Source organism: Lacticaseibacillus chiayiensis (genome assembly GCF_004123795.1).
Lineage (GTDB): Bacteria > Bacillota > Bacilli > Lactobacillales > Lactobacillaceae > Lacticaseibacillus > Lacticaseibacillus chiayiensis.
On sequence record NZ_MSSM01000012.1, the window covers coordinates 1 to 22524 of the forward strand.

Here is a 22524-nt window from a genome sequence, read left to right on the forward strand (position 1 = left end):
TGTTTCAAAGGCTTCAGGCGTCCACCGTTTCGGCGTTTGCATATACATCGTTGTACCAAACGTTTGCAAGGTTGCCGTGATCGTTTCGATGTCAGTAAAGTACAACGTTGCGTTTGGGATAGGTGAACTGACAAAAGTGTTGATGGTGTCTTGAATACTGTTGAGTTCTGCTTGCGACATTGGTTTTGCCTTTCTATCGCTGTAGCTGCGTTTCACGACCGTTGTGATTGGGCTGTATGTCGTTATCATAAGCGAGTTGGGGTAGTGAAACAAGGCTGGTCAAAAAGTAGTAAGTGTCAAATAATACAGAGTGCTTTCGTGGGATGTGTCCAATGCGCATATTTTCGCAAAACAAATATATGCATAAATTGATCGAAGAAAAATATACGATATAATTTAGACGCGATGAATAATCCAAAATTCGAATCTTATAAGCGACCCAACGGACACGATGAATTCAAGGAATGGCTTTATGCACTTCCAGAAAAAGATGCTGCAAAACTTCTGCGAGTGATTGAAGAAACCGAAAAAAACGGAATGCTTGTCGCACAGCGTTTAAACTGGGCTAAGAAAATTAGCTCAAACTTGTATGAAATTAGAAACAACGTAGCATCTAAAATTCAACGGACCCTTTATTTTCACGTCACAGATAATCGCTACATTATTACGCATGGCTTCACTAAGAAGACAAACCAGACTCCTACAGCAGAAAAGAAACATGCTGAAGAGCTGAGGAAAGAATGGTACGCTCATGAAAATTGATGACATGATTAAGGAAAAACGTAAAAACCCAGAATTCAACAAGGCATACGAAGCGGAGGGCGAAAAGCTTGCCACTGCGGTCGCACTTTATCATGCAAGAGAGGCTGCTGGTTTGACTCAAGCCGAGTTAGCTGAAAGAGCCGACACGACACAAGCGACTATTGCGAAGATTGAACGAGGAGATAACGTCTCATTTGAGAAGCTTCAGTCTCTTGCCCATGCACTAGGTAAAAAGCTCATAGTCAAATTTGGCTAACAGAATCAAGATTCTACCAAATGCTAGTACTCGACAAATCACCCACCCTATCAACCGCATATTGTTCGAATACGTAGACGCCTTACAGCGTATTTGTAAGCATACTTAGCTACCGCGCTATGACTATTGCGCGGCAGTGACGGTGGCGGCTTTCTCACAAGGGGAGCCGTTTTTTTTGCAAAAAGGATCCAGTGTAGTCAGCACCAAACCTCTGCATAACTTACCACGTCGACCACAATCTGCAGTATCTAACCTAACTTTTCCAAAAGTTGAGAAAAGCTCCTAACTTTGTTAATCTATTCACGTATATTGGCAAGCGCATTCACGGAGGAGGACTTATTTTGAAAAAGTGGGCTAAAATTACGGGGATACTGGTATTGCTGAGCGCTATTTTGGTTGGCTGTAGCAGTTCGGCCAGTTCAAAATCCAGTTCGTCAAGCTCGAAATCGAGCAAGGCGGCTAGTACAAAAGTCACAAGTGGCGCCTCGCAACAGACGTACACGGATCCGAAAACGATGAAGGACAAGTATGATATTGTCATCGTCGGAGCCGGTGGTGCGGGGATGACGGCCGCGATTGAAGCTAAGCAACAAGGGATGAATCCGGTTATTTTTGAAAAGATGCCGGTTGCTGGCGGGAACACCCTGAAGGCTTCGAGCGGTATGAATGCCAGCCAGACGAAAGTTGAAACTGCTCAAGGCGTTAAGGATAGTAATGATCTTTTCTATGAAGAAACGTTAAAAGGCGGTGGCGGCACGAATGACAAGGCGCTGCTCCGTTATTTTGTCGACAACTCTGCCAGTGCCATTGATTGGCTCGATTCTATCGGCATTAAGCTGGATAAGCTGACCATTTCTGGCGGCATGTCCGTGAAACGAACGCATCGGCCACATGATGGTTCGGCTGTCGGCGGCTATCTGGTTGACGGACTGGTAAAGGAAGTCAAGAAGGAAAAGATTCCGCTGTTTGTTAATACCGATGTCACCAAATTGAACAAAACTGATGGCAGGATTAGTGGCGTGACAGTTAAGATTAATCAGGATAAGACGCGAAAAATCGCAGCGAAAGCCGTGGTTGTCACGACTGGTGGTTTCGGCGCAAGTAAGCAGATGATCAAAAAATATCGCCCGGATCTGGCCCATTACGTGACGACCAATCAAGCCGGGGCAACCGGCGATGGCATTAAGATGATCGAAAAAGCCGGTGGTTACGCGATTGATATGAACAAAATCCAGATCCATCCAACCGTTAACCAAAGCAAACACATTCTTATCGGTGAGGCAACCCGTGGTGAAGGCGGCATTTTGGTCAACCAAAGCGGAAAACGTTTCTATAATGAAATGAACACGCGCGACAAGGTATCCGCCGCCATCAACAAGCAAAAAGGCAAATATGCATGGGTAGTCATCGACTCAGGTGTGCGGCAACGTTCAAGCGCGATTGATTTTTATATTAAAGATAAGCTTGATGTTGAAGGCAAAACCCTCAACGAGCTCGCCAAGAAAATGAAGGTGCCAGCCGCCACCTTGACTAAAACCGTCACTACTTGGAATAAGGCAGTCGCCGCCAAAAAGGACGCGGAATTTGGGCGGACAACTGGCATGGATCACGGACTCACCACCGGCCCGTTCTACGCTTTCAAAATTGCACCGGGTATCCACTACACAATGGGCGGCGTGAAGATTAACACGAAAACCGAGGTGTTGACTAAGCAACAGCAGCCAATTCCGGGGCTTTATGCAGCAGGCGAAGTTACTGGTGGGCTGCATGGGAACAACCGGATTGGTGGGAATTCCGTAGCTGACATCGTGATCTTTGGTCGGCAAGCGGGAACACAGTCTGCGGCTTATGTGAAGGCGCAGCAGTGATTTGAGTGAAAAGGGTGAAAGGCGCTTCTCGTGAGGAGGGGCGCTTTTTATTTATGTCCTTAGAGCTTTTGAACGAGGTCGCCTACAAATTATTTCCGGGGGTAGGAAGCAAAAGTGTAAGCGTAAACAAAAGCTGAAGTTAGGATAAAGATGTAAACAAATAAACCAGTGAGGTGGAACAAAATGAAAAAAGTATTGTTGATCTGCGGCTCAGGTGCCTCTTCGGGTTTTATGGCAGCAGCAGGGCGGAAAGCAGCAAAGAAAGCTAAAGCTGATCTCGAATTCAAAGCCCGTTCTGATTCGGAATTAGATGATTATCTGAAGGAAAACGACCTTTTGTTGATTGCGCCGCACCTAAAGTACATGTTGAAAGATGCGGCCAAAGAAGCAGCTCCGTTTGGGGTTAAAGTTGCCATTATTCCACAAAAGGTTTACGGGTCTCTTGACGGTGCGGGTTTGGTCAAGTTTGCCGAAGAAGAACTTAGCAAGTAAAAGAAGGGATGGAAATAAAATGGGAGAAAAGGTGAATGAAGAACAGGAAAAGCTCAATCGGGATGACTTAAATGAAATATCGATGCAAGTAATCCTTCACGCTGGTAATGCCCGCGAGCAACTGCTGAATATTTTAGACAAGTTAGCGGATCCCGTGTTTGACCAAGCGACGATCGAAGCCGATTTCAACAAAGCTAAAAAAGAGTTGAATGAAGCTCACTCAAAGCAGACTGCGATGATCCAAAAGGAAGCGGAAGGCGAATTCATTCCGTATTCTGTTCTATTCGTTCACTCACAGGACACATTAATGACGATTCAAAGTGAACTTTTAATGACCGAGAAAATGATCAAGATCGTCCGATCATTGCGCAACGGTTGATAAAAAAGGGGGAATAACTCATGCAACATTTTATGGATTGGATGACCGATTCGTTTGCCCCAAAGGTGAATAAACTCGCAAAGAATCCTTGGATTGCAGCGGTGCAAGATGGCATTTTGGCGGCAATGCCGATGATCTTCATTGGATCTTTTGCCACTATTATTGGCATTTTGCGTAACTATTGGCCGGCAATTCCCGATATTAGCTATATCAGCACATTCAGTTTTGGACTCTTTTCCTTGTTTCTGTCATATTTAGTTCCAGAAGCTATCATGAGCCGCAAGAAGCATAAAGATGTGTCACGGCAGGCAGGACTTGCTGGCATCGCATTCTTCTTATTGCTGATCTACCCATCCATCACTGCTAAAGGCATCATTTCGTTTGATGTTAACAGTCTCGGTACTGGTGGCATGATTGCAGCTTTGGTGGCTGGCATTTTTGTTGGTTTTGTCATGAACATCTTTGCCAAAATGCAGATCTTTGGAGAAGATTCAGCCTTACCGGATTTTGTTGCAATGTGGTTCAACACGTTGATTCCGATTATCGTCATTTTATTCGTTGGCTGGTTGTTCACCTTCCAACTGCACTTTAACCTTTACAACGGAATCAATGACTTGTTTAAACCTTTATTGGCACTTGGCGGCGGATTCTGGGGTTTTGTAATCATCAACTTCATCGGCTTCAGTTTCCTATATACTTTTGGGATTTCTACGTGGGTGATTTATCCGATTCAGTCGGCGATTGCTTTGCCGGCTATTGCGGAAAACGCGAAGAACTTTGCCGCTGGGGCAGCAGCAACCAATATTTACACGAATGAAGCTGTCGATCTTTACATCATTGGTGGCGGGGGCTCTACACTGGCGCTTTGCATCATGATGGCCTTCATGGCAAGGTCGGCACGTCTGAAGGTGGTTGGCCGTGCCGGTTTGATCCCGTCTATCTTTAACATCAATGAACCGATCATTTTTGGAGCGCCAGTTGCATTTAACCCGTTACTAATGGTCCCGATGTGGATCATGGGCTTGATTGGTCCAATTGTTACTTGGTTTGCACTTTCATGGGGACTTGTTCCTATTCCACATTCGGTCTTCCAGCTATGGTACGCGCCATTTCCAATTTTAGGTTATATTGTCACGGACTCAATCGCAGGGGTCATTTTCACGACAGTCATGTTTGTTATTTCTTGGCTGGTCTATTACCCATTCTTTAAAGCCTATGATCGGCAAGAAGTCAAAAACGAGGCTGCTGAAGATGACGATGAAGAAAATAGTGAGGAGAAAGAAGAGAGTGCCGCAAGCGCTGAAGACAGTGTCAGTGGTGAACCTGTACCGGGAGCTAATTAGGTCGATTTGAGGAGGTGCCTGTGCATTGAAGGTCAACGATACTGATATAGTCGAATTCCTACGTAAACAATCAAGTTGGGTCACCGCGGAAACACTTGCTCATCAATTTGGCGTTTCGGCTAGAACGATAAGGAATCACATTCAATCTATCAATACCGATGACCTTGTTGTGCTTTCTGGCCCATTGGGTTATAAGGCAAAACTGCTACTTCATGGTAGGCAAGAAAAAGCTGATGAGCACGAGAAAAATACAGAACAGAAACTTTTGTATGAATTATTAGATAGTCATGGAAGCAGTGTGTCCTTGGATGACTTTCTTGCGAACCATTATCTTTCTGAATCGAGTGCTCGCGAGATTATCCGTGAATTCAACAAGCATCATGCCCCGGATAAGGTTCAGATTGTGGAGAAAAAGCGGCAGCTAAGGTTGATCGGGGAAGAAAGCGATAAAAGAAGACTATTCAAGTCATCGTTGCACGCTAACAAAGTCGCGTCCGTTCCAGAAGTTAATATTCAGAAAATTCAAAAGTTGATACCGAATATTCCTTTGTTAGATATGGAAAAAATAGTCAATGAGACGGTTAACCAGGATTCACTTACCATCAATCAATACCAGTTGTTTGATCTGTTGATGCACTATGCGATTTCAGTTAACCGAATCCAAAACGGAAAAGCAATGCATCATCTTTCCGCAACCCATGAAGAGTTAGCTGAACGTAATGAATACCGACTAACCTTACGAATCACGGCAAAATTAGAGAAACGGTATCACATTAAGTTTTCCGAAGCTGAAATTGATGGCTTAACACTAGCACTTATCGGCAAAACAATCATCAAGAACTTTGCTTCAATGCATATGGGAAACCTGAGCCGTTTTGTTCCGCAGCGCGTTATTGATGTGACACAACAGGCACTGGAAAAAGCAGATGAGGAATACGGGTTTAATCTGCAGAACCCTAGCTTCAGTGTTAAGTTCATCATTCATGTTAATAATGCTCGCGATCGAGCGACATATCATGACTCGGACCAGCAGGACGTGGATCAATTTAGTTTTCTAAAGCAGGAATATCCGCTGTACTACGATCTAGCTTTGTACATTGGCAAGCAACTGCAAAACAGTCTGAATTTGACGATGAACGCCCAGGAGTTGACTTATATCATCCTGCATTTAGGCGCGTATCTTAACAGCGACAATGTCGACCGCATTAACACTGTTCTGATCTCTCCTTCTTATTACGATATTGGAAATGGCCTGCAAACTGATATTTCTAGAGATTTCAGTCAGGACATTCAAATCTCTGCAGTCTACAATGCATTGCAAATCGAAGCGTTAAAGAAGTTACGGTCTAAACTGGTCATCGCCACTATCGACACTAATATTCCGTTCGATAAGTCTAACTATGTTGTTAAGATTCATCCGTTTATGACCTCTCAGGATCATGAAAAAATCGAACGAACCATCAGTGTTATCCGTCGGGCAAATCGCGTAGACGAAATTGTTGCTTATTTTATGCAATATACGTCGGCAGACAATTTTTTGATTGATCCTCAAATCAGTGAAAGAGATACCCTCTTCAAATATGTGACAAAGTTGCTGACTGAGAGGGGCTTTGTTTCTCCAGAATACTATGATGAGCTGAGTGAACGGGAACAACTCTCATCGACCAGCTTTGGGAACATCGCAATACCACATCCACTCAACATGAAGGCTAACAGGACAGGGATCTTTGTTGTCATCGATCATGACGGTATCAAGTGGAATCCTTCCACAAAAGTCAACATTGCTTGTTTTATTGCGACAAGCAAAGCAAATCAAAAAGTGTTTAGCATTGTTCTTCAGAACCTGATCAATATTTTGTCAGTTAAGGAGAACGTGGATCAAATTCTAAAAGTTGATCGTTATGAAGACTTTCTAAGCGTATTAATTCAAATACTGAAAGGTGGATATGATACAAATGTCTAAACTAAAGTACACCGATAAGTTTCCTAAGAACTTTCTATGGGGCGGCGCCATTGCTGCCAACCAAGCTGAGGGAGCATGGGATGTTGATGGTCGTGGGCCCAGCCAAGCTGACACCATGTTGCTGCCGGACAAATATTCTAGAACTGTCTCACTCAGTACGGATATGCATAAGTCGGATATAGAAGCAGCACTAAAAGATACCAAAGGAAACTATCCACGGCGCCGCGGCATTGATTTCTACCACACTTACCCTGAAGATTTAGAATTAATGCACGAAATGGGCTTCAAGTGTTTCCGCACCTCATTCAGCTGGAGCAGAATTTTCCCAAATGGAGATGAGGAAAAGCCGAATGAAAAAGGAATGGCATTCTACGATCGATTGATAGATAAGATGCTGGAACTCGGTATGGAGCCTGTCATGACGATCTCACACTATGAAATGCCGGTTACTTTGATCACAAAGTACGGCGGTTGGGCTAACCCGAAACTCATCGACTTTTTTGTTCGTTTCTCAAAGGTTTTGATCGACCGTTACAGCAAGAAAGTCAAATACTGGATCATTTTTAACCAGATTAACGATGTTACTGAGTGGGGCGAATATGCAGGTTTAGGTATTTTGAAAGGCGAATATCCTGACCAACTTACGGCACGATACCAAGGTGTTCATCATCAATTCGTTGCTAATGCCAAAGTGGTTAAGTATGCACATGAGGTGAACTCCGATCTGCAAATGGGGGTCATGCTGGGATTAACACCAGTCTATCCAGCTACTAGCAAACCTGAAGACACGATGACAGCTTACAACCTATGGCGTCGAGAAGACCTTTTCTTCTCAGATGTATTGGTTGAAGGTGAATATCCGGGTTATATGATTCGGTATTTCCATGATCACAACATTAAAGTGGACGTTAAATCAGACGATCTGAAGTTGATCAAAGAAAACACGGTCGACTATGTTTCGTTCAGCTATTATTTCAGCACCATCGCAAGCGCTGACCAACCAGATAAGCGTCAACTTAATCCAAACATCGAAAAGTCGATCTGGGATTGGTCGATCGACCCAACTGGCTTTAGATATGGATTTGACTTTTTATGGGATCGATATCACTTGCCGTTGTTTGTAGCGGAAAATGGGTTGGGAGCATTGGATAAAGTCGAAGACGGCAAGGTGCATGATCAATACCGTATCGATTATCTCCGTGCCCATATTGAACAGATGCATGAAGCAATCAAAGATGGTGTGAACATTTTTGGCTATGCGTCATGGGGTCCAATTGACATCGTAAGTTACTCGCAAGCGGAAATGAGCAAGCGTTATGGGTATGTCTACGTGGACTTGGATGACAAAGGTAACGGTAGCGGAAAACGAATTCGCAAAGACAGCTTCTACTGGTATAAAAAGGTCATTGAAAGTAATGGTGAGGATTTATAGTTCGGCAGATTGTTCAGACAGAAGCAGCTTCCTTATTGCGGGGAAGTTGCTTTTTTGCGTCCGATTAAATACATATACCTCGTGAGGTGTACTTCATTTCCGAAACACAAGAAACAGGTTCTACTTTTCCAATTGTAAGCGCTTGCCTAATATGAAAGCTGTAAGGGGGGTAAGACAATGCGAGAAGGATTGACGAATCTTCTGCGTACATTGTTGGACAGTTCAGAAAGTTCGATAGCAGATTTGGGTCAACAGTTCAAGGTCACGACAAAGACGATTCGCAATGAGATTCAAGTTCTAAATGAAGTTTTGGCAGAAAAAGAGTTGCCCTTATTCGATATCAAAAGAGGTGTCGCGTATAACCATATCTCACCGCAACAGCAACGCTCACTGTCTGACGTCCTTGACTTTAACAGTATCAGCCAGGGCGCGTTAACCCCTGAACAACGAAAGGTTTATCTATTGCTGGATTTGCTTCAGGCGAACTCTCCCGTTTATCTCGTGGATGAACAAGCGGCCATGCAGATTAGCAAAAGTACGATGGATGCCGATTTACGCAACTTGCGGGCTGACCTCGCAAAGTACAGTTTGACTCTTACGACAAGCCCAAAGTTGGGTGCGCAGATTGAAGGTAATGAACGATCGATTCGCACCATGTTTGGAGATGTCCTGACACGCCAACATGCGCTAGTAACGTTAATTGCTCAACAATTGATTGCCAGTGGCATGTATGTCAACAAAATGAAGGAAGTTTTTAGCCAAAAAGATGTGACATACATTAACAAGCTTCTGCTGCGGTGTTTTCCAAATGGTGCTTTGTCTGCAAACGACATGTATCGCCAGCAAGTGACGGTGCTGCTCATCATCTGGCTGCATCGGGTTCGCAGAGGACATTACGTTAAGGACGATGAAGCTGCAGTTGATCTTAACAAAGAGAATGCCAACTTTTTGAATGAGCTGATCCAGCATTATGACCTAAAGATTGATGTTAGCAGCGAGCTAGGTTATGTCGGCTTTTTGATTAACAGTTTTAATCGGCGTGGTGCGATTGATCTTGACGACTGGGTAAAGGCACAGATCTTCAGTGTTGCGTTAATGGACTATATGGAAACAGCGATTGGCTTTCCTTTTTCCAAAAATGAAAAGCTTTTTGAAGAGCTGTACAACCACATGACCGCTTTATTCAAACGCTTGTCACGAAATATGAAGGTGGTTAATCCCTTGAGAAAGACAATTCAACAGGGTTATAGCCAAATCTATGACGCGATCAATCGATTCTTTGCGACAGGCCGTTATCAACTCGCGATGTCCGATGACGAAAAAGCTTTTCTCGCCATGTATTTTTCGGCTACTCAAGCGGAAGATCGGCAACGTCAGGACTATCAATATCAAGCGGCTGTGGTCTGCAACTTTGGCACCGCAACAGGCAGGGTTTTGGCTGCCAAACTTGAAGAGCGCTTTAACATTGATGTTCTTGCAGTTCTGAGTACGTCAGAAGTGGAAATTCTCCGAAAGCTGCCGGTTAGTTTGGTTTTTAAAACGGTCGACATGCCAATTGCGGAGATTCCAAGCCTGAAAGTTAACCCGATTCCTTCAGAAGTTGACTTGCAGCGCGTTGCCGCATTTTTAAAAAAATATGCGGCGCTGACTAAATACGAAGGCCGTACGTTAGATCCTACAAAGCTGTTTCAAAAGATTCTGGATGTTTTAAAAACCCGCCGAATCACGGTTGATAAACGCTTGTTAGCCGATTTACAGACAGCTTTTAAAGATAACCATGTCGAAATTAATGAAAGGGAGGTTCAGCCTATGTTGAAAGATTTAATCGACGATCACCAGATCCTGCTTCAACAGAAAGCTGATGATTGGGAAAATGCGATCCGTCTTTCGGCAAAACCATTGCTTGACGAGGATTACATTACCGAGCATTACGTCCAAGCAATGATTGATTCAGTGAAGAAATTCGGTCCGTATATTGTCATTGGACCTTCCATTGCCTTAGCCCATGCACGTCCGGAAGATGGGGCAAAGAAGCTCGGCGTTAGCATTACGACGCTGGCAAAGCCAATCAATTTTGGCAATCCTGACAACGATCCAGTAAAAATCATTTTCTGCTTGGCTGCCATTGACAATTATTCGCACCTTAATGTCATGAAAGCAATTGTTCAACTCATTAATGACCAGCAAAAGGTTGATCAACTGGCTCATCAAACGGATATCCAGGAATTTAAAGCGATTTTGTTCAACGAAAAAACGTCAAAGGAGACGATTTAAATGAGTGAGAAATTAACGATCTATTTCATCTGTGGGGCTGGTTTGGGGTCTTCCTTAGCTTGCCAAATGACAGCAGAAGATGTTCTAAATCGCTTGGGTTTAGATGAAAATCTCGAACACGAAGCGATCTCTTCGACTCCTGGTTTGCACGCGGACATTATTGTGTCGGCAGAAAACTTTGCACCGCAATTCAAGCAGTATGATCTTGATCCAGCCATCAAATTCGTGTTTTTGCACAATATTGTAGATCCTAGTGAAATTGAGGCCAAGTTGGTGCCAGTGATTAAAGAGTTATCAGCGAAGGCCAGTTGAGTTGGCAAAAACGCGTTCACTGGCGCAGGAACTGCGTGTAAGGACCTTGGTCGCAATGGCCTAAGCCCGGGCCATTGCGACCAAGCCCGCTTACACTCCGGTTCCTAACCGCGCCAGTTCACGCTCTCACCATGTTAGGGGGAATCAATCATGGTTGTGGTTAACTTTATTATTCAAAATATTCTAACCCAGGCTGCCATCACCATTGCGTTAATCGCGATGCTGGGTTTGCTCTTGCAGCGCAAATCGTTTGGAGCGGTTTTAACCGGAACATTCAAGACGCTTCTGGGTTTTCAAGTTCTTTCTGCTGGTTCGGCCATTATTGTCACGGCATTAACTTATTTCGGTAAGATTTTCCAACATGGCTTTCATTTACAAGGGGTTGTTCCTAGCATTGAGGCAATTAACGGCCAGGCGATGAACACGCTGGGATTGGGGAATGAAATTGCTTTGACCTTCTTAGGCATTTTCATTGTCAATATCTTGATTGCCAGATTTTCGCCATGGAAGTATATCTTTTTGACCGGACAAGCGCTTTTGTGGATGTCAACGATGACGGTTATCGGTGGCAAAATGGCTGGACTTAGCTCTGTTTGGACCATTGTTGTCGGCAGTGTTATTGGCGGTATTTTTGCCGTCGCGATGCCGGCCATTGCACAGCCCTTTGTACGGAAGATTACGAAAGGTGATGCGATTGCGCTCGGGCACTTTTGTACGATTGGCTACATGGTAGAAGCTGGTGCAGCCTGGTTTTTTGGCGAACGTGGCGAAAAGAAACATTCGATTGAAGATATTAAATTACCGAAGTACATGGAATTTTTGCAAGACACGTATCTTTCGGTTGCCGTTGTCATGGTGCCATTGTTCATGATTACGGCGGCGTTTGCAGGCCCTAAGTATGCGGGGAACGGCACGAGCATGAACTACATCATGAATGCCTTCATGATGGGGATTCAGTTCGTCGTCGGTGTCTATGTTTTGCTCGCTGGCGTTCGGCTCTTACTTGGTGAAATCGTTCCAGCTTTCCGTGGCATTGCGATGAAGCTGGTACCTAATGCAAAACCCGCGTTGGATTGCCCGGTACTCTTCCCGTTCTCGCCTAACGCGGTCATCTTGGGCTTCATTACGACAACCATTGGGACTGTCATTGGCATGTTTTTGATGCCGGTCTTCGGTTTGGCGGTTATCTTGCCAGGAATGCTGACCAACTTCTTTGCCGGTGGGACTGCTGGTATCTTCGGTAACGTTGTCGGTGGTCGGCGCGGCGCTATCATTGGCGGCATCATTCACGGCTTGTTCATCACATTATTACCGGCCTTGCTGGTCACAGCCTTGACCTCGTTTGGCTTCGTGAATGCATCGGCGACTGATTCCGATACCATCGTTGCCATGTTGATATACGCCTGGATCCTGACGCCGATTCTTAAAGCAGTTTAGAAAGGAGCACAGATATGTTTGGCAGTTTGTTTAAAAAGAAAGACACGCAGAAAAACACAGTCACACCGTCTGAAAAGGGTGATCAAGCAATTTCGCCAACCGATACTGCTGCGCTGGAGAAAAAGGTTGCCAGTATAACGGTACAAATTAAGCAGGCATCCGACGACAAAGAGAAACGGCATCTTTTATACAATCAACTCGGCGCTGTCCAAGTCAAACTTGGCAACGATGCAGCGGCGATTACTGCTTACGAAGCGAGTATTCAAGACAAAGAAGAATTTGGTGATGCTTACAACGCCTTATTGAATCTATATGAGGCGCAACGGAAGCAAGCGGCAAAAGCAAAGAACGACGATGACATTCAAAAATGGGTTAGTAAAACAGACGCGTTGCTTGATATGTCCAAACGTGTCATGCGGTCTGGATTTGGGTATTAAACTACTGGGAGGCATTCATATTATGTACAAAAATCTAAAACAGTTAATGAATGAAGCGCAGGCACTCGATTATACAGTTGGTGCTTTCAACGCACACAATTTAGAAATGGTGCCACCGATGATCATGGCAGCCAAAGATACAGGCTCTCCCATTATCATTCAAACAAGTGTGGCAACCGCTCAATATGTTGGTATGAAGAACTTTGTTGCTATATGTAAGTCAATGGCGCAAGACTTGCTGGTCGATGTCGATTTGCACCTTGATCATGCCAAATCGTTTGATGCCATTAAAGAGGCAATTGATGCGGGTTATTCATCGGTGATGTTTGATGGTTCGGCTTTACCGAACAAGGAAAACATGGAGCGTGCACGACGCGTAGCCGACTATGCTCACGAACATGGTGTTTCTGTAGAGTGTGAGATTGGCACCATTGGCGGAACTGAAGAAGGCGTGACCGTTAAAGAAGGCCGCTACACGGATCCTCAACAAGCCATTGCCTTCTTGAAGCACGTTGAAGTCGAAGCACTGGCAGTCGGCGTTGGCACGCATCACGGCCAGTTCAAATCAAAAACCAACTTAAACTGGCCTTTAATCGAAGAACTCCATCAAGAAATCAGCAAGCCAATGGTCATTCATGGTGGCACCGGCGTCAATGAAGCTGACTATCACCGCTTAACCGAAAATGGATTCCGTAAGTTCAACGTTGGCACAGAGCTATTGGTAGGTTGGACCCGCAAAGCCAAAGAAATGTTTGCACAAACCGAAGTCAACAATTCGCTGCGCAACAACATCGAGCCATGTAATCAAGTCGTCTATGATATCGTCAAACACAAGATTGGGCTTTTTCTGAATAAAGACGCGGAAGTTCCGGTAAATGCATAAACGATAAGGGGGAATGACACGATGACTATGGATGCACAGGTTCTAGTTTTGTTAGCAGGCGCACCTGGCACAGGTAAAACGTATGCCGCTAATAAAATCATGCAGGCAGTCCCCGAGTTCGTGTCACTACCACTCGATCTTTTCAAAGAACATCTCTATGATGAACTGGGCTTCGATAATCCTCGGGAAAAACAAATCCTTGATGCCGAGGCAAGAAACCGTTACTATCGCGGAATTGATATCCTGATGAACGAGCACAAAATGATTCTGGGTGACTACCCGTTCAGTCGACTACAAAAGCCAGCGCTTGAAAAATTAGCCGCGACACATCATTACCCAGTCATTACCATTCGATTGGAAGCTGATATCAAAGTGCTCTACCAGCGCCAGCGTCAACGCGATTTGTCTGATCCCCGCCACCTTGGTCACCTCATGAATCATTATCATCGCGGCGACACACTTGCAAATATTGACGAAAAACCCGATGGCATGCCTTCGTTTGAAGTGTTCAGCAATCGGGTAAAGGATCGCGGGTATCGGAATTTCCAGATTGGCAGGTTGATTAGGGTGGATGTCAATGATTATGCGAAGGTGGATTATCAGGTGCTGGTGTCGCAATTGAAGGAACTTTTGAAGGCAGCGCGTGTTGGATAAATGGCTTGAAAGTTTATTAAGATTTCCTCTTGCACTTAGCAAACGCATGTTCGATAATGGCCCTGAGGTGAATATTATGATTGCAAAATTAGAGGACTATCAATTTCCATTACGCGGAGAAGACGCAGCCAGTTATCTTGATTTGGTCATTCAGCAACGAACTGGAAGAAAGACCAAGAGCCATTCAATCGCAAGCTCAGACCTTACGCTAACTTCGACAAAGGACGTCGAGAATATTATCAACGTACTTCAGCACCCAATCGGTATCGCCGACTGCACGAGGTAATTGCTATGACACATTTTGCTTATCCATTAGTTGGTAACGAGGCCCAAGCTGCTGTCCAACAGCGCATTTTCGATCGCTACCGCGAACAAATCCATATCTGCATTGATCCTGGAAACTTCAAGATCGAGTCAGAGGAACGCATGCAAGAATTAGTTGACGAATATGCGCCAATGTTTGCCGAGATGGCTTTTGAACAGAAAATTGAGGATAGTGGCATTGATCCAGACGCCATTCATGTCGAGGTAGCTGATCCAAAGAGTCACGAATTGGTAGATGCATTTGAAGCACTCCATAAATTGACGCGAGACTTGCACCTAAGCCTTGGTCTTCACCCATCCCATGACCACACGAAAAGCTTTGGAAAAATCGTCATCAAAGATACACCAAGAACACATCGAATTGCTTTTGAGTTTGGTCATACCCGTAAGGCTAAAGTGCCAGTTACGCCTAACCCAACTGATTTTGTTATTCAAAACTATCGGGCTTGGGTTGATCAACTCCCCCGACATGCTTGATTTTTCAACTAATTGTAAGTTGACGAATCAGCCATCTCTAACGTATAATTCAGATATTGAAAAGAGGCCACCGGGAGGCACCCCGATGACCTCGACGCGAGTTAGAAAGACGTTGGATGAAGCTAGCCGAGACGGTTAGCTTCTTTTATTATCTTGGTTGCTAGGGCGTAGATGTAATACGCCTTAGCAACGATCAAGATAGACAACGCTATTTCTAGCGTGGCCAAGTCCTCCAATCCTTCCATTTAGCATGGCCGTCACCTCCGGGAGTTAAATATATTGAGGGGTGTATGCCTTGCTAATTCGCTAACCTAAGTGACGAGGGTAATTACTCCTCTTCCTTAGTCTGTATTTAGTGTACAGGGTATACCATATGTCGTCAATAAGAATGAAATGCAGGAAACAAAAATTGGGGGAGATAAGTCTTGATTTATGTTGTGGCGTCCTAAGGGTAGAAAAATTTATGTGCCGCGTACAACAAAAACTTGACGAATCAGTCATTTCTAACGTACAATTCAGATATTGAATAGAGGCCACCGGGATGCCCCCCGATGACCTCAAGCACGGTTTAGATGACGATTTGAGTGAAAAGCTAGCCCTTACGGTTAGCTTTTTTGATTATCGCATATGCGCTGGCCATGCTTTTGATCAGCATAGCCGTTGCTACGATAATTGACGCTACTTCCAGCGTCGCTACTCCTCTCGTCTTCCAAATTTGGCATGACTTCACCTCCACGATTTAAAAATATTGAGGGGTGTATGTCATCTCCAATCCGCTAGACCAAGAAGTGAGGGTAATTAGTCCTCTTCCTAAGTCGTGATTTTAGTTTATAGATTAACACGTATACAGTCAATAAGGACGAACTATAAGCATTGGAAACTTTAAACAAAGAGACGCGCTGAATCGTAAGATGTTGTCGTTCAGTGATCTGATAATGTTAAATTGGTTGTTATAAGGAAGGGATGAGTGCTGCGCTTAAGGCAGAAACGGTTCAATATGGTAAGTCGTTAGCATTGATACTGCCTGATGACAAGGAATTTGAAAAAGGGCAAACCTGGCTTCTTGTACCATTGGACGACAACGAGCCGAAGTATACATTGATTCCTAAACTTAAGGATCCGTATGCAGGTAAAGATAAAGGATCAATGTACGTTCCCGAAGAATGGCCTGAGTTCAGCTACCCCGATGACTAATATGTAGTGTTGTAATAGCAGCGACATATTGAACGAAAGCGACGATTAATTCCGGCAAGACTTTGCCAACCATTGGAATTAATCGTCGCTTTTTGATGTGCTTTATTTTGGATGGTCATAAAAAGAGATTGCTCTGTTAATCATTTAACGGTCAACATATTAAGGCATGAAGGAATTATCAAGACTCAAAAACAATTCTTCCCTATGAGAATACTTGATTGTTAAATAATTAAACTTTATTTTGAAACGACCTTGACTAGTGAAAAAATTCACTTACAGTAGTTACTGAAAGCGAAACACGGTGACATCATTTACACCCGCAACCACGCATTTGTCTTCATCGCGCAAGAGTACGTCATTCACGACGCCTACAACCTGAGAACACTGGAAACTTTAAACACCGTCGCCAAGAAAGCGTTTGGCCCTGATCTTGAAGGCGTCCGAGACATTTACATGTTGGATCGAAAAGGAGAAGCCGATCATGGTTAAGATCTTATTGGGGTTAATTGTCCTTATCAATCTGGGCTTTTTGTTTTACTTTGTTCGGGATTTGCTGCGGCATCGCGCGGAGGTCATGACGGAGCCGGCAGCTACTTGGGCGTTGCCGTTTAGTTCGTTTTTTATTTTCCTGCTATCGACTTTTGGTATTTCCGACTTTGCCATTAGCACCGCACTTTGTCCCAAGGCGAAATGGGTGTCGATCAAGAAGCTCCCGGGTACCCTGAATACGCAATGTGTGATTCCGGTGGCGGCCATGGCGCTTTCGGACATTACTGCTATTACCGTTGATATTAAAACGTTGGCCATTTGCATCATTGCAGCGGTGATCGGTGCTTACATCGGTCCGCGGTTTGTGGTGAAGCTTCCGGCTGACACGATTAAGAAGTTTGTGATGGCGGGCTTGCTGATTGCAGCGCTGATGATTCTGGCCGGAAAGTTCAACTGGATTCCCGCTAACGGAACGGCGACGAGTTTGTCTGGCTGGAAGTTGATTATGACGGCTATTTTATTGTTTGTTTACGGCGCACTGAACAATATCGGTATCGGCTCGTATGCTCTGACGATGGCCACTGTGTATGCGATGGGACTCAATCCGCCGGCGGATTTTCCGATCATGATGGGCGCGGCAACGTTCTCGGTTTCGACGAGTTCCATTCAGTTCGTTAAGTTGGCGGATTACAGCCGGAAAATCACCTTGTTCACGTCGACTTTTGGCGTTTTAGGCGCGGTTTTCTTCGTGAAAAGTCTCGACACCAGCATGCTGCAGTGGTTGGTTATCATCGTGTTGCTCTATTCCGCCATCAGCATGGCCTTGTCGTTGCGGCAAAAAGAAGAAGCATGAGCATTGGATTAAGTATTGGGAGGTTTTAGGATGCGGATTTTAACGAAAAAAGATGTACAGGCAGTTTATAGCATGAAAGATGCGATCGCCGATGACAAAGTTGCCTTGGCAGCGTATTCCAAAGGCGATGCGACCGCACCTTTGCGAACGAATATTGACGTTAAAGCAGAAAATGGACAAAGCCTTTACATGCCGGGCTATGCAGCAGGCGAACAACCGGCGCTCGGCGTTAAAATCGTTTCGGTTTATCCTGATAATATTGATAAAGGCCTGCCGAGTGTTCCCGCAACGATGGTCAGTTTGGATCCGAAAACCGGTATCGTGTCGGCGATCATTGACGGTACTTACTTGACCCAGCTGCGAACTGGTGCGCTGCAAGGTGCTGCCACTGACTTGCTGGCGAATCCCGATGCCAAAGTTGCCACGCTAATCGGGACTGGCGGTCAGGCAGCAACACAACTAGAGGCGATGCTCAATGTTCGTCAGTTAACGCGCGTGTATGTTTCAGATATTGACCACGAGCGCGCAACCAAATTTGCTCAAGACATGACCGCACGTTTCGGCAAGCAGTTTCATGTCGACATCCTGCCAGTCAATGATCTTTCGAAGGCGATTCGCGCGTCCGATATCATCACATCCGTTACGACATCGAAGCAGGCCACGTTTGATGCGGCCGATGTTCAGTCCGGCACCCACGTTAACGGCATTGGCGCCTACACCCCGCAAATGCATGAAATTCCGGTTGAACTCGTCAAGCAAGCAGATGTGGTCGTTTTTGACACGATGGACGGTGTTTTGGCCGAAGCCGGCGATATGATCACGCCGCTGAAAGAAGGGCTGGTCACCAAAGCGCATTATGCCGGTGAACTTGGGCAGTTGATTAATGGCAAGATTAAAGGCCGGAAGAATCATGATCAAGTGACGCTGTTTAAGGCTGTTGGGACAGCGGTGTTAGATGTCGTCGTGGCTGAGAGAATTTTGCAGGCGGCGGAGAAGAAGCAGGTGGGGACGAAAGTTGAGCTTTGATCAGCTGACTGTTCCTGTAAAAGTCCCACAACAAAAAGCCGCCTCGATTTTCCTTTTCGAAAATCGAGGCGGCTTTCTCATGTACTAACAATGAAACAAGATGAAGTGGCCGGAGAACTGCAGTAGCCACCCACTAACTAAAACCCGCCTTCACTGTTACCAGCCTTACGCACAGACAATCCCGCTTCCTTCAAGAAATCCGCAAACGGACGCAACCCTTGCGCCTCATAACGCTTAACAAAAGCATTGATCTCTTCTTTGGAGAACTTGGCCGGATCCAGTTTCAATTTCTCAACTGGCATCGGCCGATCCCCTGAGATCACCGCATCGATCAAAACTGGTTCTGTCTTGGCGATTTTCTTTGCCTTGGCAAAAGTTGGCGCCAATTCCTCGATTTTAGTGACGCGGAAGCCTTTCATATTGACGGCTTTGGCGACCAAACTAAAGTCAATGTCATCGAATTCGACACCGATGAAGTCGTTTTTGTTGGTGTCTTCCTGCTCGTCTTTGATGAAGGCATATTGCTTGTTGGTGAAAATGACGTTGATGGCTGGCAGGTGATATTGAACTTGGGTGACGAGATCCTGCATGGTCATTGCCGCGCCGCCGTCTCCGGACAGGTTGAAGATTTGCCGATCCGGGAAGTCCAGCTTGGCCGCAATTGCACCGGGGATGCCGACGCCCATCGTCGCAAACAGGTTGGATGTGAAGTGGCGATGCTTCGGCGTTAAATTCAGATTGCGGTTGGCGTTTAGGTTGATGTCGCCAACGTCAATCGAGAAAATGGCATCTTCGTCGGCAATGTCATTAACAGCCTTGAGAACCTGATAAGCTTGGAGTTCGCCGGATTGCTTATTTTCCAGTTTTGTGAGGTAGTCACGCCAATTTTGTCGGTTGGCTAGGTTGGCTTTCCACCACGGGGTTTCCTCGCGTTCGCTGACTTGTTCAAGCACCTGTTGCAAGGTGGCTTTGGCATCAGCTAAAATGGCAACCTCTGCTTGATGACGTTTGCCTAACTTAGCCGGATCAACGTCAATCTGGAGGAAGTGCTGCGTATTTTTAAACGCATTCGAGACTTCCGCAAATGGATAGTTGTTCCCGATGAATAAAACAGTGTCGGCCTGCGCCAATGCTTCATTGGCAGGTTTTTGCGCGACTCGGTTAGCGGAACCTAAGTATGCAGGGTAACGGTCAGGAACAATGCCTTTTGCAGGATAAGTACTCATTAATGGAATCTTCAGGAGTTCGCTGAGTTGTTGCAGCTCCTTGCCAGCCGTGTACGCACCAATGCCGTAATAGATGACCGGGCGTTTGGCATCGACCAGCTCCTGTGTCAGTCTTTTCACCAAGTCGGGATCAGGAACGGGTAAAAGTGGCTTTTGGTGGTTGATGGCGGAAGCATACCAACTATTTTGCGGGATTTCCTGCCATGGCAGATCAACCGGAATTTGCACCACAGACACGCCTTGGTTGGCATAAGCGCGGCGAATCGCTTCATCAATCACGTGCGGCAAGGTTCGCGCGCTAACAGCCGTTACATTATAAGTAGCCACGTCAGCATAAATCGGATTCTCATTCATTTCCTGAAAAGTATCCATATTCATACCGGTCGTGCCGAATTGGCCAATCAATGCCAACACCGGCACGTGGTCTTCACGCGCGTCATACAACCCGTTCATCAAATGCGTGCCACCCGGTCCAGCCGAGCCAAAGCAGACGCCGATTTTACCCGTCAGCTTGGCATCAGCCGCGGCAGCCATCGCCCCGACCTCCTCATGCCGAACCTGAATATAATGGATGTTTTCCTTCTCAGCAGACAAAGCATCCATGATTGAATTAAACGAGCCACCCGGAATCCCGTATAAATGATCCACCTGCCACGCTTCCAAAACCTTCACGACGGCAAGCCCAGCTGCAATGGTTGAACGATCATTGGGCATTTTCAACTTCACTCCTCATTGTTGACAAACACTGCTGCACCATTAAATTTTGCACAATCTAACGGTTTTAATATAGCGCGCGTTTTATTTAGGGGCAAGCGCTTACACGGCGAAGGGTGGTGTGGCGCTGTTTTTTTGGTGGTTTTTAAGGAGGGTATGTGTCCATTCAACGTTGGCGAGACGACTTGGATTGGTTGGAATCTCCGCTGAAGATATCGCTTCGTTGCAGTCTTTTGAAAGTAAGATTGCTTTTCACTAGTGGAATGAACACCGTATAGTGGAAATGTTGAATTTGGTTGAGAAGCGCAACTTTTGTGTCCCCTCCAAAGGACAGAATTCTGTAAGCGCTTATCAAACAACTTGCGATAATGATGATGGAAGGAGATGAGACCAGATGACCACCGATCTTGCGCAGTCAGTGATTCATCTACTTCAAGACCAACAGGGTTTCATGACTTCTAATGAGCTGGCCGGAAAGCTTCAGGTTTCTTACAAAACGATTCAGCGAGTTGTGAGTCGCATCAATCGAGCCTATGGCAACAACGTGATCACTTCTGAGAAAGGGCGTGGGTACAAACTAGATTATGAGCGCTTTTTGTTAAGCAGACTGAGTGGCAGATCGCCGAAAGATCTCTCGTTTCCTGTTGTTCGGGGATTACAGGAAGTTGTCACAGAGAAAAGCCTGAAGACGTTGATGCTTCAGGCTTTTTAAAGCCATGGCAACAGAGGCTGACACATTAAAATGCCGCACACCATTAAGGAATATTTGCAACGGAACATAGCCGTTGTAGATTGACCCAGAATATCATCCCCAAGCCTGCCAGTCAGGCTTGGGGAGTTTTTATTGGTTGAATTTATTTAAAAACTTGGCCACCAAATTGAAAATATATAAACGCAGCAACCACAAAAAAATGAGCCGAAAACGTTTACAAAACGGATGTGACCTGTTAATATAAAGTCATTCGAACGAATATTCATTCGAATGATTTTACAACAACGCGCGTCGTTTGTGTTTGTGACATTTGCAAGGAAAAAATAAAAGTAAGGAGATAAGTTTGCTATGAGCAAGAGGACAATCATGCTTGTGTGTGCTGCTGGTATGTCAACCAGCATGTTGGTTAAAAAGATGGAGGATGCTGCAGCTAAAGAAGGCGTTGATGCGAAGATTTTCGCAACTTCTACTGCAGATGCTCACGATAAACTGGATTCCGAAAAGCCTGACGTTTTGATGTTAGGACCGCAAGTGCGGTATTTAGAAAACGACTTCAAGAAGGATTTAAATATTCCGGTAGAAGTTATCAACATGCAAGATTATGGATTGATGAAGGGCGATAAGGTTCTTAAGACTGCTCTTGATTTGATTGATAAAAAGAAGTAGGGGACTTTCATGGACGAAAAACAACAGTTGATGGTGATGCAACTAATCATGGCAGGCGGTAATGCCAAAGGATCTGCTTTTGAAGCGATTAAAGCTGCTAAAGTCGGTGATTTCAACACTGCGGAAGCTAAGCTCAAGGAAGCCGACAAGTTCTTGGCAGACGCCCATAATGCGCAAACTGGAATGCTGACAGATGAGGCTCAGGGCCATCATCAACCGGTTTCGTTGTTAATGGTTCACGGGCAGGATCACGTCATGAACGCGATTACTTTCCGTGATTTGGCAGGAGAAGTTGTCGATCTTTACCGTAAAATTTTAGACAAATCGAAATAGGCGAAAGGATGAGAACGC

The 22524-nt window shown here is 45.2% G+C and carries 22 protein-coding genes and 3 pseudogenes; 23 read left to right on the plus strand and 2 right to left on the minus strand.

Annotated features, from left to right (window positions below; genetic code table 11):
• Positions 1–180, minus strand: a pseudogene (locus BVJ53_RS05965) (hypothetical protein); the annotation flags it as partial.
• 225 nt (positions 181–405) lie between these two features.
• Between BVJ53_RS05965 and BVJ53_RS05970 the strand changes: the two are divergent.
• The 20 genes and pseudogenes from BVJ53_RS05970 to BVJ53_RS06065 all read left to right on the plus strand — a co-directional run bounded on the left by BVJ53_RS05970 (position 406) and on the right by BVJ53_RS06065 (position 18855).
• Positions 406–762, plus strand: coding sequence for a type II toxin-antitoxin system RelE/ParE family toxin (locus BVJ53_RS05970; RefSeq protein WP_129301614.1), 357 nt, complete (start codon positions 406–408; stop codon positions 760–762).
• Complete coding sequence (locus BVJ53_RS05975) at positions 752–1018, plus strand: helix-turn-helix domain-containing protein (protein ID WP_049170578.1); 267 nt, start codon at positions 752–754, stop codon at positions 1016–1018. The genes BVJ53_RS05970 and BVJ53_RS05975 overlap by 11 nt, the downstream gene beginning before the upstream one ends.
• 341 nt (positions 1019–1359) lie before the next feature.
• Entirely contained in the window at positions 1360–2886 is a 1527-nt protein-coding gene (locus BVJ53_RS05980) for a flavocytochrome c (RefSeq protein ID WP_129301615.1), read from the plus strand.
• A 183-nt stretch (positions 2887–3069) separates the two neighbouring features.
• Entirely contained in the window at positions 3070–3378 is a 309-nt protein-coding gene (locus tag BVJ53_RS05985; protein WP_129301616.1) for a PTS sugar transporter subunit IIB, read from the plus strand.
• A gap of 19 nt (positions 3379–3397) precedes the next feature.
• On the plus strand, positions 3398–3757 hold the full coding sequence (locus BVJ53_RS05990; RefSeq protein ID WP_129301617.1) for a PTS lactose/cellobiose transporter subunit IIA: 360 nt from the start codon (positions 3398–3400) through the stop codon (positions 3755–3757).
• A 20-nt stretch (positions 3758–3777) separates the two neighbouring features.
• A complete protein-coding gene (locus BVJ53_RS05995) occupies positions 3778–5100 on the plus strand; it encodes a PTS sugar transporter subunit IIC (protein WP_129301618.1) in 1323 nt (440 codons plus the stop codon).
• 25 nt (positions 5101–5125) lie between these two features.
• Positions 5126–7063: a BglG family transcription antiterminator gene (locus BVJ53_RS06000; RefSeq protein WP_129301619.1), complete on the plus strand. Its 1938-nt coding sequence runs from the start codon at positions 5126–5128 to the stop codon at positions 7061–7063.
• Complete coding sequence (locus BVJ53_RS06005; RefSeq protein ID WP_129301620.1) at positions 7056–8495, plus strand: glycoside hydrolase family 1 protein; 1440 nt, start codon at positions 7056–7058, stop codon at positions 8493–8495. The genes BVJ53_RS06000 and BVJ53_RS06005 overlap by 8 nt, the downstream gene beginning before the upstream one ends.
• A 177-nt stretch (positions 8496–8672) precedes the next feature.
• Positions 8673–10769 carry a BglG family transcription antiterminator gene (locus tag BVJ53_RS06010; RefSeq protein ID WP_129301621.1) on the plus strand — a complete coding sequence of 699 codons (2097 nt, stop codon included), beginning with the start codon at positions 8673–8675 and terminating at the stop codon, positions 10767–10769.
• Complete coding sequence (locus tag BVJ53_RS06015) at positions 10770–11081, plus strand: PTS sugar transporter subunit IIB (protein ID WP_129301622.1); 312 nt, start codon at positions 10770–10772, stop codon at positions 11079–11081.
• Positions 11082–11231: 150 nt separating this feature from the next.
• Entirely contained in the window at positions 11232–12518 is a 1287-nt protein-coding gene (locus BVJ53_RS06020; protein WP_129301623.1) for a PTS sugar transporter subunit IIC, read from the plus strand.
• A gap of 14 nt (positions 12519–12532) precedes the next feature.
• A complete protein-coding gene (locus BVJ53_RS06025; RefSeq protein ID WP_129301624.1) occupies positions 12533–12955 on the plus strand; it encodes a hypothetical protein in 423 nt (140 codons plus the stop codon).
• 22 nt (positions 12956–12977) lie between these two features.
• A complete protein-coding gene (locus tag BVJ53_RS06030; protein WP_129301625.1) occupies positions 12978–13838 on the plus strand; it encodes a class II fructose-bisphosphate aldolase in 861 nt (286 codons plus the stop codon).
• A gap of 21 nt (positions 13839–13859) precedes the next feature.
• On the plus strand, positions 13860–14492 hold the full coding sequence (locus BVJ53_RS06035) for a P-loop nucleotide/nucleoside kinase family protein (protein ID WP_129301626.1): 633 nt from the start codon (positions 13860–13862) through the stop codon (positions 14490–14492).
• Positions 14485–14778: a hypothetical protein gene (locus BVJ53_RS06040; RefSeq protein WP_238150144.1), complete on the plus strand. Its 294-nt coding sequence runs from the start codon at positions 14485–14487 to the stop codon at positions 14776–14778. Before BVJ53_RS06035 ends, BVJ53_RS06040 begins: the two co-directional genes overlap by 8 nt.
• Before the next feature lie 5 nt (positions 14779–14783).
• Complete coding sequence (locus tag BVJ53_RS06045; protein WP_129301627.1) at positions 14784–15293, plus strand: hypothetical protein; 510 nt, start codon at positions 14784–14786, stop codon at positions 15291–15293.
• Positions 15294–16256: 963 nt separating this feature from the next.
• Complete coding sequence (mazE, locus tag BVJ53_RS06050; RefSeq protein WP_129301628.1) at positions 16257–16487, plus strand: type II toxin-antitoxin system PemI/MazE family antitoxin; 231 nt, start codon at positions 16257–16259, stop codon at positions 16485–16487.
• 303 nt (positions 16488–16790) lie between these two features.
• Positions 16791–16976, plus strand: a pseudogene (locus BVJ53_RS06055) (TrmB family transcriptional regulator); the annotation flags it as partial.
• Positions 16969–17829: a sulfite exporter TauE/SafE family protein gene (locus tag BVJ53_RS06060; RefSeq protein ID WP_129301629.1), complete on the plus strand. Its 861-nt coding sequence runs from the start codon at positions 16969–16971 to the stop codon at positions 17827–17829. The pseudogene BVJ53_RS06055 and the gene BVJ53_RS06060, both read left to right, overlap by 8 nt.
• Before the next feature lie 30 nt (positions 17830–17859).
• Positions 17860–18855 (plus strand): ornithine cyclodeaminase family protein, encoded by a 996-nt coding sequence (locus BVJ53_RS06065; protein ID WP_129301630.1) that lies wholly within the window; start codon positions 17860–17862, stop codon positions 18853–18855.
• Positions 18856–18992: 137 nt separating this feature from the next.
• Here the strand turns inward: BVJ53_RS06065 and spxB are convergent, their stop codons facing one another.
• Positions 18993–20795: a pyruvate oxidase gene (spxB, locus tag BVJ53_RS06070; protein ID WP_129301631.1), complete on the minus strand. Its 1803-nt coding sequence runs from the start codon at positions 20793–20795 to the stop codon at positions 18993–18995.
• A 394-nt stretch (positions 20796–21189) separates the two neighbouring features.
• On the opposite strand from spxB, the pseudogene BVJ53_RS06075 reads away from it, so the two are divergent.
• The 3 genes and pseudogenes from BVJ53_RS06075 to BVJ53_RS06085 all read left to right on the plus strand — a co-directional run.
• Positions 21190–21480, plus strand: a pseudogene (locus BVJ53_RS06075) (HTH domain-containing protein); the annotation flags it as partial.
• A 375-nt stretch (positions 21481–21855) separates the two neighbouring features.
• The gene (locus BVJ53_RS06080; RefSeq protein ID WP_129301632.1) at positions 21856–22173 is read left to right on the plus strand and encodes a PTS sugar transporter subunit IIB; all 318 of its coding nucleotides are present in this window, start codon (positions 21856–21858) and stop codon (positions 22171–22173) included.
• Positions 22174–22182: 9 nt separating this feature from the next.
• A complete protein-coding gene (locus BVJ53_RS06085; protein ID WP_129301633.1) occupies positions 22183–22506 on the plus strand; it encodes a PTS lactose/cellobiose transporter subunit IIA in 324 nt (107 codons plus the stop codon).
• Positions 22507–22524 lie beyond the last annotated feature (18 nt).